Origin of the sequence: Streptosporangium heterodermiicola (genome assembly GCF_051390675.1) — a bacterium.
Classification (GTDB): domain Bacteria; phylum Actinomycetota; class Actinomycetes; order Streptosporangiales; family Streptosporangiaceae; genus Streptosporangium.
The window spans coordinates 203,411-216,995 of sequence record NZ_JBPJSR010000006.1 but is presented as its reverse complement, the minus strand read 5'-3'; the positions used below and the strand labels follow the sequence as shown (position 1 = coordinate 216,995).

The 13,585-nt window shown below is 71.2% G+C and carries 11 protein-coding genes; 8 read left to right on the top strand and 3 right to left on the bottom strand.

Annotated elements, in window-relative coordinates:
• The first annotated feature begins 99 nt into the window (after nucleotides 1–99).
• Nucleotides 100–3,219, top strand: a complete 3,120-nt coding sequence (locus ACSC1Q_RS15800) for a sensor histidine kinase (protein ID WP_436759458.1) — start codon at nucleotides 100–102, stop codon at nucleotides 3,217–3,219.
• 1 nt (nucleotide 3,220) lies between these two features.
• A complete protein-coding gene (locus ACSC1Q_RS15795; protein WP_436759457.1) occupies nucleotides 3,221–3,823 on the top strand; it encodes a DUF742 domain-containing protein in 603 nt (200 codons plus the stop codon).
• On the opposite strand, the gene ACSC1Q_RS15790 is transcribed toward ACSC1Q_RS15795, so the two are convergent.
• The gene (locus tag ACSC1Q_RS15790; RefSeq protein ID WP_436759456.1) at nucleotides 3,813–4,856 is read right to left on the bottom strand and encodes an SIS domain-containing protein; all 1,044 of its coding nucleotides are present in this window, start codon (nucleotides 4,854–4,856) and stop codon (nucleotides 3,813–3,815) included. The two genes, ACSC1Q_RS15795 and ACSC1Q_RS15790, sit on opposite strands and share 11 nt — an antisense overlap.
• A gap of 131 nt (nucleotides 4,857–4,987) precedes the next feature.
• A complete protein-coding gene (locus ACSC1Q_RS15785; RefSeq protein WP_436759455.1) occupies nucleotides 4,988–6,025 on the bottom strand; it encodes a hypothetical protein in 1,038 nt (345 codons plus the stop codon).
• Nucleotides 6,026–6,338: 313 nt separating this feature from the next.
• Between ACSC1Q_RS15785 and ACSC1Q_RS15780 the strand changes: the two genes are divergently transcribed.
• The 4 genes from ACSC1Q_RS15780 to ACSC1Q_RS15765 are packed head-to-tail and all read left to right on the top strand — an operon-like array spanning nucleotide 6,339 to nucleotide 10,138.
• On the top strand, nucleotides 6,339–7,466 hold the full coding sequence (locus ACSC1Q_RS15780; protein WP_436759454.1) for a polyamine ABC transporter substrate-binding protein: 1,128 nt from the start codon (nucleotides 6,339–6,341) through the stop codon (nucleotides 7,464–7,466).
• Nucleotides 7,463–8,347 carry an ABC transporter permease gene (locus tag ACSC1Q_RS15775; RefSeq protein WP_436759453.1) on the top strand — a complete coding sequence of 295 codons (885 nt, stop codon included), beginning with the start codon at nucleotides 7,463–7,465 and terminating at the stop codon, nucleotides 8,345–8,347. The genes ACSC1Q_RS15780 and ACSC1Q_RS15775 overlap by 4 nt, the downstream gene beginning before the upstream one ends.
• Entirely contained in the window at nucleotides 8,340–9,113 is a 774-nt protein-coding gene (locus ACSC1Q_RS15770) for an ABC transporter permease (protein WP_436759452.1), read from the top strand. The genes ACSC1Q_RS15775 and ACSC1Q_RS15770 overlap by 8 nt, the downstream gene beginning before the upstream one ends.
• Nucleotides 9,113–10,138, top strand: coding sequence for an ABC transporter ATP-binding protein (locus tag ACSC1Q_RS15765; protein WP_436759451.1), 1,026 nt, complete (start codon nucleotides 9,113–9,115; stop codon nucleotides 10,136–10,138). The genes ACSC1Q_RS15770 and ACSC1Q_RS15765 overlap by 1 nt, the downstream gene beginning before the upstream one ends.
• On the opposite strand, the gene ACSC1Q_RS15760 is transcribed toward ACSC1Q_RS15765, so the two are convergent.
• On the bottom strand, nucleotides 10,132–10,740 hold the full coding sequence (locus ACSC1Q_RS15760) for a TetR/AcrR family transcriptional regulator (RefSeq protein WP_350975925.1): 609 nt from the start codon (nucleotides 10,738–10,740) through the stop codon (nucleotides 10,132–10,134). The genes ACSC1Q_RS15765 and ACSC1Q_RS15760 overlap by 7 nt on opposite strands.
• Nucleotides 10,741–10,865: 125 nt before the next feature.
• Here ACSC1Q_RS15760 and ACSC1Q_RS15755 point away from each other — a divergent pair, with 125 nt between their 5' ends.
• Nucleotides 10,866–12,137: a glycosyltransferase gene (locus ACSC1Q_RS15755; RefSeq protein ID WP_436759450.1), complete on the top strand. Its 1,272-nt coding sequence runs from the start codon at nucleotides 10,866–10,868 to the stop codon at nucleotides 12,135–12,137.
• A gap of 32 nt (nucleotides 12,138–12,169) precedes the next feature.
• Entirely contained in the window at nucleotides 12,170–13,576 is a 1,407-nt protein-coding gene (locus ACSC1Q_RS15750; RefSeq protein WP_436759449.1) for an aminobutyraldehyde dehydrogenase, read from the top strand.
• The last annotated feature ends 9 nt before the right edge of the window (nucleotides 13,577–13,585 follow it).

Below are 13,585 nucleotides of genomic sequence, written 5' to 3'. Positions count from 1 at the left end.
ACTGTGTTCGCTTGGCCCCACAGGTTGATATGTGCTCGAATTGCCAGGAACCATGGGAAATTCGACCGGAAGGTTCATCCACCGAGAGGGCAGCGTTCGGTGAGTCCACAGGAGATCCACGACGCGGGCAGCGGCCTGCGCCCGCGGAACTGGCGAGTACGCCGGCGCCTCGTCGCGCTCGTCCTGGTGCCCACGATCGCCGCGGTGCTGCTCGGCGGTGTCCAGGTGTTCGCCTCGGTACGCGCCGCCGGGGACTACCAGCGGGTCAACGACCTCGCCCGGCTCTCCGCCCGCATCGGCACGCTCACCCACGAGCTGGCCGAGGAGCGCGACCACACCGCCTGGTTCATCGCCCTCGGCCGGCCGGAGAAGGACGTGAAGGAAGTACGGTCCCAGATGGACCTGGTCGACACCTTCGCGGCACGCGTCCGCGAGAGCGGCTCCCTGCTCGGCGAGGAGGTGAGCGGCCGCACCCGGGACGAGGTCGAGACCGCGATCACCCGTCTGGACGACCTCCGCCCGCTGCGCGAGCAGGCCCTGGGATCGGCGCTGCTGCCCGACGCGGCCATCGCCGCCTACTCCCTGGTCATCGCCGACCTGCTCTCCCTGCACGACGAGCTCGGCAAGGGCGGCGCCGACGACGTCCTGTTCGGCCAGGCGATCACCCTGGACGCGCTCGCCCGCGCCAAGGAGGCCGCCTCGTTCCAGCGGGCGCTGCTGACGGTGGTGCTCGTGGCGGGACGCTTCGAGCAGGGGCAGATGGAGCGGTTCCTCGGCGCGCTCTCCACCGAGCGCAACGAGCGCAGGACCTTCGCCGCCGAGGCCGGCGGCCGGGAGCGCCGCCTCTTCGACGAGGTCGTCAACGGCCGTACCGCCGAACGCGCCGACCTCCTCCGCGAGCTGGTCCTGCTCCGCGCGGCCTCCGGCATCTCGCTGAGGGGCCTGGACCTGGAGCGGAAGGACGACGCCAAGGAGTGGTACGACGCGGCCACCGTCACCATCGGCCACATGCGCGAGGTCGAGGAGCGGCACGCCCAGGACATCGTCGCGCGCAGCCAGCGGCTCGGCGACGCCGAGTACGACCACGCCCTGACGGTCGCGGCCGCCGTCGCCGCCCTGCTGGCGTTCGTGCTGGCGATCACCGTCGGGGTGGCGCGCTCGCTGGTCAGGCCGCTGAGACGGCTGCGCAGGGAGGCGCTGGAGGTCGCGGGGGAGCGGCTGCCCGCGTACGTCCAGCGGGTCCGCGAGTCGCACGAGGGGGAGATCGCCGCCGACGTGCCGCCGATCGGGGTGCTGTCGCGCGACGAGATCGGCGAGGTCGCCAGGGCGTTCGACGAGGTCCACCGGGAGGCCGTGCGGCTGGCGGGCGAGGAGGCCAGGCTGCGCGCCACGGTGAACGCGATGTTCGTCAACCTCTCGCGGCGGAGCCAGAGCCTGGTGGAACGCCAGCTCACCCTGGTCGAGCGGCTGGAGCGCGGCGAGCGCGACGACCAGCGGCTGGCGGACCTGTTCAAGCTCGACCACCTCGCCACCCGCATGCGCCGCAACAGCGAGAACCTGCTCGTCCTCGCCGGGCAGGAGGTGGCGCGGCGCTGGAGGCAGCCGGTCGAGCTGATGGACGTGGTCAGGGCCGCGCTGTCGGAGGTGGAGAACTACGAGCGGGTGACGAACCGGGTCCAGTCGGAGGTCGCCGTCGCGGGCCCCGCGGTGAGCGACGTGGTCCACCTGCTCGCCGAGCTGGTCGAGAACGCCGTCTCGTTCTCCCAGCCGGACACCAGGGTCACGGTGTCCAGCAGCCGGGTCGACGACGGCGGCGTGATGGTCTCGGTGACCGACAAGGGCATCGGCATGACGCTCGACGAGCTCTCCCAGGTCAACTGGAGGCTGGCCAACCCGCAGGCCGCCGACGCCTCGATCGCCCGCAACATGGGCCTGTTCGTCGTCAGCCGCCTCGCGCTCAAGCACGGCATCCGCGTCCAGCTCCGCCCCCAGGACTCCGGCCTCACCGCGATGATCATGATTCCCGAGTCGCTCCTCGTCCTGCCGCCCATCGTGGGCCGGTCGTCCGGACACCCTCAGCCGGCCTTCCCGGGTACGCGGACGGGCGTGGCCGGTCTTCCGGCGGGGGTGGTCGGCTTCTCCGCGGAGGCGGGCGGCTCCCCGTTCCCCGGTGACGCGGGCGGTCCGCCCGTCTCGCCCGTCTTGCCCGTCCCGCCGTTCCCGCACCCCGCGGACGACGACGAGGACGGGGCCGGGAGCGAGGACGACCCGGCCGCCGTTCCGTTCCCGGAGGTTCCCGGGGTCGCGGGACGGCCGTCGCGGGTTCCCCTGCTCGCCGCGCCCACGGCCGCGCAGGCACCTCCCGCGGCGCGGGCACCGCTGCCCTCGCGGGTCAGGACGGACTCGGCCGCGCGGAGCGTGTGGAGCCCGCCCGTGGAGCGGCTCCGCCCGCCGGGGAGCCGAGGGGAGTTCCCGCCCGGCCCGTTCGACCGCCCTCCGGGGCCGCTCGACGGTTCCCCCGAGCGTCCTCCGGGGCCGCTCGACGGCTCGCCCGGTTTCCTCGACGGCCTTCCCCCGGTGGACGAGACCGGTGCGGGGACCTCGGCGGAGCGGGAGGACGACTACCTGCCGATCTTCGCCGCGGTCGAGTCCGCCTGGTTCAGGACCGCCGCCCTCTCCCGCGACGCCGGTGCGCGGACGGCCCGCCCCGGGGAGGGGGCCGTTTCCGGCTCCGTCCCCGACTCCGCCTCCGAGGCCGCTGTCTCCGGGGACTCCTCCGGCCCCGCTTCCGAGAGCTCCATCTCCGACGGTCCCGCTTCCGAGGGCTCCCTTTCCGAGGGTTCTGCTTCCGAGGGGCTTCGGGCCGAGACCGAAGAGTGGACCTCGCCCGGTGACCTCGGCTGGCGGGCCGCGCAGGCGGCGAGCGCCCCCGTGCTCGGAGGTACGACCGAGGCCGGCCTGCCCAGGCGCACCCCCCGGGCCAACCTGGTCCCCGGCTCGGTCACGCCGTCCGTACGGTCAGAACCGTCCGAGCCGTCCGAGCCGTCCGAGCCGTCCGAGCCGTCCGAGCCGTCCAAGTCATCCGAGTCATCCGAGCGGTCCGTGTCCACGGCGCCGGTCAGGCCCGCTCTCTCGCCCGAGCGGGTGCGCAGTCGCATGGCGAGCTTCCAGGAGGGTGTGCGCAAGGCGCGCAACGAGCTCCCGAAGCGGGAGGGGTAGCGTGCGGGCCGGAAACCGGGACCACGGGCGCGAGTTTCGCGACGGTCACGCCTCCCCCGGGGAGGAGCAGTGGGACGACACACCCAGGTACGGCCTCCGGGCCGAGCCCGCGGGACACCGATGGCTCGCGGCGCCGCCCCCGGTCGCGCCGCCCGTGCGCGGTGCCGGGACCGAGCCGCCGGGATACGGCTCCCCGGAGGAGCCGTCCGGCTTCGGGGCCCGGCGGGACGGGCGCCTCGGGTACGAGCCGGAGCACGACGAGCCGGCCGAGGAGGAGAGCGCGCTGGTCCGGATGTACGCCGTGACCGGGGGACGGGTCGTGCCGAGTTCGAAGCTCGCGATGGAGGCGCTGGTCGCGACCACGACCACCACCCCGCTCGGCCTGTCCTACATCAAGGAATATCGCTTCATCAGCGATCTGTGCCGCAGCATCCGTTCGATCGCGGAGATATCCGCTCTGCTGAGCGTCCCCCTCGGCGTCACCCGCGTCCTGGTCTCCGACATGGAGTCCGAGGGCCTGGTGCGGATCCACCACCCCCGGGTCACTGCGGCGGGGCCCGGGCCCGACCTGCTCGAACGCGTCCTCAACCACCTCAGGGGCTGAGCTCCTCCTCAGGCGCCGAGCTCCTCGCGTCGGTTCCCGCGAGCCACCAGCGGGCGGCGACGAGCTCGGCCACCAGGGTCTCGGTCAGGAGCGCCACGTCGGGGTCGTCGTCGTGGCGGTAGCGGACGGAGGCCCCGGCACCGGGAAGGTCACCGCCGACGGCCAGGACGGTGGAGCCGCGCTGCCCGATCCAGTCCATGGCCTGCTCGTCGTAGCGGGAACCGGGGAAGAGGATGGCGCGGTAGTCGAGGGTCTTGGTGAGATAGACGTCCACGTGGGCCCAGTCGCCGGTCTCGCACGCGTCGGCCGCCCTGCGGGGGCCCTCCCGGAACATCAGCGCCGACTGCTCGGCCGAGGACAGGTGCTCGGCGGGAGCGATCGTGTAGACGCCGTGCGGGCCGTCGAGCAGCGCGGCCGCCGGTTCCAGCCACTCGTCGCGGCGGTCGAGCAGGTCGGCGGTGGCCTCGGCCGTACGGCGGAGCAGCTCGGGCACGTCCCGGCCGAAACCGCCGGGCTCGTCCCCGGCAGGGACCCGCCCGCCCCAGCCGGGGACGGTCAGATGGCCGCCGAGTGCCAGGAGCAGGGCGAGGGTGTGCTGGAAGGTCCGGCAGGAGACGCCGCCGCGTTCCTCGCCCGCCACCATCGGGACCACCAGGTCGGCGCCCTCGGTGACGGCCGAGTCCGGGGCGTTGGTGAGCGCGAGGACGAAGGACCGGCCCCGGTGGCGGGCGACCGCGTCCAGGGTCTCCCGGCTGCCGCCGGTGGCGGAGATGGCGACCACCAGGGTGTCCGGGCTCGGCGGGTAGGACAGGGCGGCGGAGGCGTACTCGGCCACCGCGTCCACCCCCGCGGCCCGCAGGCGCAGCGCGGCCACCCGGGCGGCGTACCGGGAGCTGCCCATGCCGAGGAGGAGCACCCGCCGGATCCCCGGCGGGATGCCCGCGAAGGGGTCGCCCGCCTCCAGGGCGTCGGCCAGCGCGGCCAGCGCGGCGGGCTTGGCCTCAAGATCGGCGAGGTACAGCTCGGGGATCACGGTCTCTCCTTCGTGGAAGCGTCGGGTTCAGCGGTGTCGGGGCCGTGGCACACCCGTCGGGCTCATCGGTGTCGGGAGCGCGGCACGCTCGCCGGGTTCATCGGTGGGGGAGTACGGCACGCCCGTCGGGCTCATCGGTATCGGGACCGCAGCACGCCCATCGGGGCGTAGCGCCAGCGCGGCAGGTGCCTCGCCGCGTAGACGAGCTCGCGGCACTCCTGCTCGATCTCGAACGGGCGCAGCAGGGAACGGTCCAGGAGCGCGGCGTGGCCCAGCTCGGCCAGCCGCCCGAGGTAGGCCGCCTCCAGGGTGGCGCGGGCCGTGGCGGACCATCCGGCGATCACCTCGGGGGCCGCGTCGCGGCGCCTGATCGCGATCTGGCCGACGTGTTCGAGGCTCGTGGTGAGCTGGGCGAGGTCGCGGGCCGCGGGCTGGAAGGGGTCGGCGCCCGCGACGGTCGGGTTGCCGTCGAAGTCGATCACCGCGTAGCCGTCCCGCCAGCGGAGGATCTGGCCGACGTGCAGGTCGCCGTGGATGCGGATCAGCGGGGTGGCCCGGGCCGAGGCGAGGGGGGCCAGCTCGGCGCGGAGCTCGCCGGCGCGCTCCGCGAGCCACTCGCCGTCCTCGCCGCCGGTCAGCGCCAGCGCCTCCGCCAGCGCCTCGCCCGCCCGGAGCGACCACGGGCTCTCGCCCGCCCGGGGCGGCCACGGGCTCTCTCCCGCTCGGGGCGGCCACGGGTCCTCTCCCGCCCGTACGGCGTCCGCGTGCCGCACCGGGTCGGGGAAGGTCGCGGACGGGGTCGCCATCGCCGCGTGGAGGTCGGCGGAGAGGACGCCCAGGTCGGCGGCGAAGGAGGTGCCGCCGGAGACGGCCTCGTCCACGCACCACTCCCAGCCGTCCGCGGCGCCCGGCAGGTACGCGGTGACGAGGGCGAGCAGCAGCTCGGAGCCGTCGCCGGCGCGCCGGGAGACGGACGCGTACGGCGTGGCGGTCGCGGTGAAGCCGACCGACGTCAGGTGCGCGAACACGTCGGGCGCGGGCTGGGGGAGCGGCGCGGGTGGAGTGAGCCATTTCACGACGAACCGCTCGCCGACGACCACCGAATGGTTGGTCTGGTCGGCCTCGACCCCCCGCTCGGTGCCTCCGAGGCCCCCGTCACTCGATGACAATTGAGTGTCGATTGAGAAAAGAGTGGTGATCGGCAAGGGGAGCGGATGGAATCGACGAACGGCGAATGGGGCCGGGACATCGCAGGTCAGAGCCTCGACGAGCTCGCTGCTCCGCCCGTCGCCGGCCCGGGGAACCGTGTCGATCCGGTTCCAGATTGAAGCAGGATTTAACAAACGGACCAAACTTTCCAGGGGTGATGTCGGGGGAAGTCTTGCTCAAGTTAATGTTGACTGCAACACTCCTGCTTTGGTCTGCCGTGTCCCCAACGGCCGGTCTACCCCAATTACACTGAATTCTGAAGGAGTAGCGGCCGTGTCCCGCACCCGGTACACCCGTCGTCTTCCGGTCGCCGCCCTGGTCACCGGTCTCGCGCTCGCAGCCTCGGCCTGTGGCGGTGAGGCCGCGGACACCGCCGCCGCGCCCGCCGCCAGCGCCTCGGCGGCGCAGCTGAACCCCAACGCCGACCTCGCGAAGCAGAGCGTCACCATCTCCGTCTGGGCGGGCTACACGCCCGAGGACCTGCCCCAGCGGATCAAGGACAACCTCAAGACCACCCTCAAGGTGACGGAGCACGCCACCAACGAGGACATCATGGCGAAGCTCACCAGCGGCACCGACACCGGTCTCGACGTGGCCTTCGTCTCCGGCCAGTACGCCCAGGCCCTCAACGAGGCCGGGCTGCTGGAGCCGATCCACCCGGAGCTGATCCCCAACCTCGCGAACCTCTACCCCGAGGCCAAGGAGCTGTCCTACGACAAGGGTAACGTCTTCTCGGTTCCCTACACCTGGGGCACCACGGGCATCTGCTACCGGACCGACCTGGTGAAGACCGCGCCGACGAGTTGGAACGATATTCTCAACCCGCCGGCCGAGGCGCTCAAGAAGGTCACCATGATGACCACCGAGCGCTGGCTGGCCCTTCCCGCCATCAAGGCCCTCGGCTACTCGGTCAACACCAGGAGCGACGAGGAGATCGCCAAGGTCAAGGCGAAGCTGCTTGAGGCCAAGCCGAAGCTGCTCGGCTACGACGACACCACCTTCGGCGAGAAGCTGAAGACCGGCGAGGCCGTGATGGTCGAGGCGTGGGACGGCTGGTGCCCGACCACCGAGAAGAACATCAAGTTCGTGATCCCGAAGGAGGGCAGCGACCTGTGGGTGGACACCATGGTCGTGCTGAAGTCCTCCAAGAACAAGGAGGCGGGCCACGCCTTCATCAACTACATCCTGGACCCGAAGGTTCACGGCTGGGCCGCGGAGAACATCCTCTACAAGGTCCCGAACAAGGCCGCGATGGACGCGATGGACGCCAAGCTCAAGGCCGACAACGCCCCGCTGCAGATGACGCCGTCCGACCTGCTCAAGGGTGAGTCGATCATCGACCTGGGCGAGGACTCGCTCAAGTTCACCCAGCTCGCGACCGAGGTCTCGGCGAAGCAGTGACACGTTCCACCACCGTTTCCGGCGCGTCCGCGAGATCGCGGGCGCGCCGGTCGCGTGCCCTGGGAAGGCTCGTCTTCCTGGGGCCCGGTCTGACCTACCTGCTCGTCCTCCTGCTGGTACCGCTCGCCCTGCTCGTCAGCTTCACGGTCTTCCGCAGGGGCCGGTTCGGCGGGGTGGTCTACGAGGTCACGGGCAGGAACTTCGCCCGGCTGCTCGACCCGCTCTATCTGGACGTCCTGCTCGGCTCGCTGAAACTGGCCACGATCGCCACGCTGATCGCCCTGCTGGTCGGCTACCCGACGGCCTACCTGATCGCCCAGCTCCCGCGGAAGTGGAAGACGATCGCCCTGGTGGCGGTCGTGCTGCCGTTCTGGACCAACTTCCTGATCCGCATCTACGCCTGGATCATCCTGCTCAGCGGCCCCGGCCTGGTCAACAGCACCCTGCTGGACCTCGGGCTGATCGACAAGCCGCTGGAGCTGCTCTACAACCAGGGCACCATCGTCACCGGCCTCGTCTACTCGTACCTGCCGCTGATGGTCCTGCCGTTGTACGCGGCGATCGAGAAGCTCGACCCGCAGCTGCGCGAAGCCTCGGCCAACCTCGGCGCCTCGCCGGTCCGCACGTTCGCGTCGGTGACGCTGCCGCTCACCCTGCCGGGCGTGTTCACCGGCTGCCTGTTCGTCTTCGTGCCGAGCTTCGGCAACTTCATCATCCCCGAACTGCTCGGCGGCGGCCGTTCCATCATGGTCGGCAACCTGATCAGGGACCAGTTCCTCAAGGCGCGCGACTGGCCGTTCGGATCCACCCTCGCGCTGGCGCTGATCGCCGTGCTGATCGTCCTGCTGCTCCTGCAGGCCTGGAGTGCCCGACGTGCGTAGATCACGCCTGCTGTACGTCCCCTTCTGGGTGACCTACGCCTTCCTCTACACGCCGATCGTCGTGCTCGTCGCGATGTCGTTCAACGCCGGTGAGTCCCCCTACGTCTACGAGGGCTTCAGCCTGGACTGGTACGGCGTCCTCGCCCAGAACGCCAAGATCCGCGAGGGGCTGGTCAACACCCTGATCGTGGCCGCGGGCTCCACCGCGCTGGCCACGGTGCTCGGCACCCTGCTGGCGGTGGGCCTGGCCAGGCACACCAGGTCGCGGGCGCTGGACGCGCTGGGCGTGCTGCCCGCGGTCCTGCCCGACCTGGTGCTCGCCATCGGGCTGCTGGTGTTCTACGCCATGATCAAGGCGACCCTCGGCCTGCACTCGGTGCTGCTGGCCCACACGGTGTTCGGCATGGCGTTCGTGACCGCGGTGGTCCGCACCCGGCTCACCAACGCCGACACCTCCCTGGAGGAGGCGTCCAGGGACCTGGGGGCGACGCCGTTCACCACGTTCCTGCGGGTCACGCTGCCGCAGCTGGCGCCGGGCATCCTGGCGGGCGCGCTGCTGGCGTTCACCCTCTCGATCGACGAGTTCGTCATCGCGTACTTCACGGCCGCGCCCACCACGCCGACCCTGCCCATCGTCATCTACTCAATGGTCCGCTTCGGGGTCACCCCCGAGATCAACGCGCTGGCCACGCTGCTGCTGCTGGTGAGCTTCACCGCGGTGATCGTGACCCAGCGGATGACCCGACTGACGGAGTCGCTGTCCTAATGCTGAAGATCACAGGTGTCAGCCGCCGGTTCGGCGACGTCACGGCGCTGTCGGACGTCTCCCTGGAGATCCGGCAGGGCGAGTTCTTCGCGCTGCTCGGCCCCAGCGGCTGCGGCAAGACGACGCTCCTGCGGATCCTGGCGGGCTTCGAGTCACCCGACGAGGGTTCCGTCACGCTCGACGACGCCGACCTGCTCGGCCAGGCGGCCCACCGCCGCCCGGTGAACCTGATGTTCCAGTCGTACGCGCTGTTCCCGCACATGACCGTGGCGAAGAACGTCGCGTACGGCCTGGAGCGGGAGAGGCTGGGCAGGGCTGAGGTGCGCCGCCGGGTCGGCGAGGTGCTGGAGAAGGTCGGCCTGGACACCATGGCCGGGCGCAGGCCGCAGCAGCTGTCGGGCGGCCAGCGGCAGCGGGTCGCGCTGGCCCGCGCGATCGTGAAGCGGCCGCGCCTGCTGCTGCTCGACGAGCCGCTGTCGGCGCTGGACAAGAAGGTGCGCGCGGAGATGCAGCTGGAGCTCAAGCGGCTGCAGAACGAGGTCGGCATCACCTTCGTCGTGGTCACCCACGACCAGGAGGAGGCCATGTCGCTCGCCGACAGGATCGCGGTCTTCAACGCGGGCTCCGTCGAGCAGATCGACGCCCCGGTGGAGCTGTACGAGCGCCCGCGCACCCCGTTCGTCGCCGGCTTCGTGGGGGCGAACAACATCTTCCCCGGCCGGGCCTGCTCGGTCGGCCTGGCGAGTGACGGGCTCGGCGTGCTTCCCGGGATCTCGAACCTGCCCGACGGCACGCCCGCGCTGCTCGCCGTACGACCGGAGCGGCTCAGGCTGGGCACCGAGGGGGTGCTGCGCGGCGAGGTCGTCGACGTGAGCTTCTTCGGCGGCGTCTCGCACGTGTCGGTCCAGGTGAGCGGGCGTCCCACGCCCGTCCTGGCCGCCACCCCGGGGGCCACGCAGGTGCGTGCCGGTTCGCTCGTCGCGCTGGGCTGGGCGGACGGGGACGGAGTGCTGATCCCTCAATGAGAAGACTTGAGCGGGTTGTTCGTCGCGGTCCTGGCGTAGTCGAGGATGAGCTCCGCCGCCTCCTGCGGGCCGATCACCGGGTGGCGGGCCGTTATGCGGTAACCGTAGGCGTCCTCCAGCGCGACCAGGTTGCGGGCGATGGGCAGCGAGTCGCCGGACAGCCTGAAGGTCTCCAGGGCGGCCCCGGTGTCGAGGATGCTCTGGTAGAGGGAGACCTGGCGGTCGTAGAGCGTGGTCAGCAGCAGGGCGTACATCCTGTTGCGGGGCGCGGCGCCGCCGAGCTCGTTGAGCAGCCGGACGTCCGGGTCGTCCGGGCCGTGCGGCAGCCCCGAGCGGATGGTCACGACGAGCTTCTCCGCGGGGTCGCGCATGCCGCCGATCCGCTTGAGCCTTTGCTCGTAGAAGCGCTCCATCCCGGCGTGGTGGGCGTCGACCAGCAACTCGCTGAGGCGCGGGTAGTGGTAGAGGACCGCCCCGGAGGTGAGACCGGCCTCCTCGGCGACGTGGTTGAGGTGCACCCCCTCTGTGCCGTGCCGGATGATCGCCCGGTGTGCGGCCGCGATGAGATCCAGGCGCCGGTCCGCCCGACCCTTGCGCGTCATATTCCCCCGCTCGTTGAGAACCACGCTCTGTGCCGGGGTCCATAGTGACCCTTTCCCAGCGTTTTTACCAGCCAAGAATTGAACCATTCTTCAAAAGCCGCAACCCCTAGACGCAAGGAGGCGTGATGTCCCTCACGATCCTGTTCATGCCGGAGAGTGCCTACGGGCCGACGAACAACTGCATCGGCATCGGTGACATTCTTCGTAAGCGTGGACATCGAGTCGTTTTCGCAGCTGAGGCCTCCTGGAAGGGGAAATTGACGGCCCTCGGATTCGAGGAGGACCTGGTCGATCTCGCGCCGCCGTCCGAGGAGGAGCAGGACGCCGGGCAGTTCTGGAAGGACTTCATCAGGGACACCGCCCCCGAATACCGGAAGTCGACGCTGGAGCAGCTGGAGACGGTCACCAAGCCGATCTGGGACGCGCTTATCGACGGCGCCAAGTACTGCGAGCCTCAGCTGAAGGCGATTATCGAGCGTGTCCGGCCGGACGTCATCGTCGAGGACAACGTCATCACCTTCCCGGCGCTGCTGACGGCGGGCAAGCCGTTCGTCCGCATCGTGTCCTGCAACCCGCTGGAGGTGCGCGGCGAGGGCGTCGCCCCGGTCTTCTCCGGGCTGCCCGCCGACGACCGCTCCGGGTGGGGCGCCTTCGAGGCCGAGTACGACCGCACCCACCGCGAGATCTGGACCGCCTTCAACGAGTGGGTCGTCGAGCAGGGCGCGCGCCCGCTGCCGGACCTGGACTTCATCCACGAGGGCGACCTCAACCTGTACGTCTTCCCGGAGATCGCCGACTACACCGAGGCCCGGCCGCTGGGCGACTCCTGGCACCGCCTGGACTCCTCGGTGCGCGAGACGGAGGGCGGCTTCGAGCTCCCCGCGTCGCTGGCCGGGCGGGAGGGGCCGCTGGTCTACTTCTCGCTGGGCTCGCTCGGCTCGGCGGACGTCGCCCTCATGCAGCGGGTCGTCGACGTGCTGGCCACCACCCCGTACCGCTTCATCGTCTCCCTCGGCCCGCTGCACGAGGAGATCAAACTGGCCGGCAACATGTGGGGCGCCGAGTTCGTCCCGCAGACCAAGATCATTCCGTTGGTCGACCTGGTCATCACGCACGGCGGCAACAACACCACCACCGAGGCGCTGCACTTCGGCAAGCCGATGATCCTGCTGCCCCTGTTCTGGGACCAGTACGACAACGCCCAGCGCGTCCACGAGCTCGGCTACGGCGTGCGCCTGGCCACCTACGCCTTCTCCGACGAGGAACTGACCGGCGCGCTGGAGCGGCTCCTGGGCGACACAGCGCTCCGCGAGCGCCTCGCCGCCGCGGGCGAGGAGATCCGCGGCCGGGACGGCCTGCGCAGGGCCGCCGACCTGATCGAGCGGGCGGGCGCCTGACGGCTCCGCATCACCACGACGAGGGAAGTTCCATGGGCAAGTTGATCAATCCGGCGACCGGCGACCTGCTGCGGGAGGTGGCCGACACCCCGATCGAGGAGGTGGCCGCCACCGTGCGGCGGGCCCGCGCGGCGTTCGAGGAGTGGAGCACGGCGACCCCGGCCGAACGGTCCAGGGTGCTGCTGCGCTTCGCCGACCTCGTCGAGGCCGACGCCGAGGAGCTCACCCGGCTGGAGGTCAGCGAGACCGGCAAGCCCGCGGCGGTCTTCCGCGACGGCGAGCTGCCGTTCGCGGCCGACAACCTCCGCTTCTTCGCCGGCGCGGCCCGCTCGCTGGACGGCACCGGCGCGGGGGTGCTCAGCTCCGGCTACACCTCGGTGCTGGTACGCCGTCCGGTCGGGGTCGTGGGATCGATCGCCCCCTGGAACTTCCCCCTGGTCATGGCGGTGTGGAAGATCGGCCCCGCGCTGGCGGCGGGGAACGCGGTGGTCATCAAGCCCGCCCCGCAGACGCCGGGCACCACGCTCAGGATGGCGCGGCTGTTCGCCCGCGCCGGCGCGCCCGACGGCCTGCTCCAGGTCGTCCTGGGCGACGCCGAGGTGGGGGAGGCCCTCGTCGCCGACCCGGGCGTCGACATGGTGAGCGTCACGGGCTCCACCGCGACCGGCCGCGCCGTCATGCGCGGCGCCACCGGCTCCCTGAAGCGGGTGCACCTGGAACTCGGCGGCAAGGCCCCGGCGCTGGTCTTCGGCGACGCGGACCTGGCCGAGATGGCGAGAGGCGTCGCGATGGGCGCCACCTACAACACCGGCCAGGACTGCACGGCCGCGACCCGCGTCTACATCGCCCGCGACGTGTACGACGAGGCCGTCGAGGCGCTCCACGCGACGCTGGCCCAGATCACGGTGGGCGACCCCTGGGACCCGGCCACCGACATCGGCCCGCTGATCTCCGCCGGGCACCGCGACCGCGTGCACGGCTTCGTGGAGCGGTCCGTCGCCGCGGGCGCCTCCGTGCTGCACGGCGGCGTCCCGTTCGAGGGGCCCGGGTTCCACTATCCGCCCACCCTGGTTTCCGGCGCCGCGCAGAACAGTGAGATCGTTCAGGGTGAGCTTTTCGGCCCGGTCCTCGTGGCACTGCCCTTCGACGGCGAGGACGAGGCGGTACGGCTGGCCAACGACACCCCCTACGGACTGGCCTCCTCGGTCTGGTCCAGGGACGTGGCGCGGGCACTGCGCGTCTCGCACCGGCTCGACGTGGGCGTGACCTGGGTGAACGACCATCTGCCCATCGCGTCCGAGGCGCCGCACGGCGGGGTCAAGGGAAGTGGCTTCGGCAAGGACATGAGTCAGGAGGCGGTTCAGGAATACTCTGTGACCCGCCATCTGATGATCAAGCACCAGGCTCCGGAGGTGAGGGATTCCTTCCGGCCCGCCTGAAAACTTTGA